This window comes from Neisseria sp. P0021.S006 (assembly GCF_051956895.1).
This window is the reverse complement of record NZ_JBQCWZ010000676.1, coordinates 1-745: the sequence shown is the minus strand read 5'-3', so window position 1 is coordinate 745 and position 745 is coordinate 1. Positions and strand designations below refer to the sequence as shown.

Here is a 745-nt window from a genome sequence, read left to right as displayed (position 1 = left end):
GTAAAGTCCCAGAAGGCCGTTATTTCGCAATGGGCGACAACCGCGACAACAGCGCCGATTCCCGTTACTGGGGATTTGTCGATGATAAACTGATTGTCGGTAAAGCCTTCTTTGTTTGGATGAACTTTGGCGAACTCAGCCGTATCGGTACCAGTATCCAATAAGCAATAAACAGATTAAAAGGCCGTCTGAAATTTTTCAGACGGCCTTTTTTGTATCTATTTTTTGTCTTTTAACGAACCCAAATAAATTGCCAATAAAGTCAAAGTGGCGCCACACCATTGGACGGCGTTAATCGGTTTATTCAGCCAGAAATAATCGATTAACATGGCGGCGACTGGTTCGGAGAGAAGCAAGAGGCCGGTCAGCGATAAGGATAAAAGCGGGATGGCGTAAGCAATCAATGCCCAAGCGAAGCATTGCATAACGATGCCGTAGATGGAGACTAGAATCACATCGTTTAAAGTTTTGGGGTAGAGATGGGCGGCATCGAATAGTAGAGATGGGATGACCAGCGCCATTGCACCGCCGAAGCTTAAAATCATCATGAGCGGAAACAAACCGACTTTTTCCTGCTCATGGGTTTTGCGTACGAAAACCATAGACAGGGTCAGCATGGCACCGGATACTACGCCGCTGACAAATCCCCATGCGGCATTGTCGTTATGACCGAACTCCGGGCTGCCGATCAAGGCTACGCCTATGGTGGCCAATATCAAACTTAAAATTTGTAGGGTATTTAGGC

2 protein-coding genes are annotated in these 745 nt (G+C 46.8%); one reads left to right on the top strand and one right to left on the bottom strand.

The window, feature by feature from the left end; genetic code table 11:
- The coding region (gene lepB / locus ACTHUM_RS16415) for a signal peptidase I (RefSeq protein WP_440403482.1) at positions 1–164 on the top strand (164 nt) is incomplete at its 5' end.
- A gap of 54 nt (positions 165–218) precedes the next feature.
- Here the strand turns inward: lepB and ACTHUM_RS16410 are convergent.
- Positions 219–745: EamA family transporter (locus tag ACTHUM_RS16410; RefSeq protein ID WP_440403481.1), on the bottom strand; the 527-nt coding region annotated here is incomplete at its 5' end.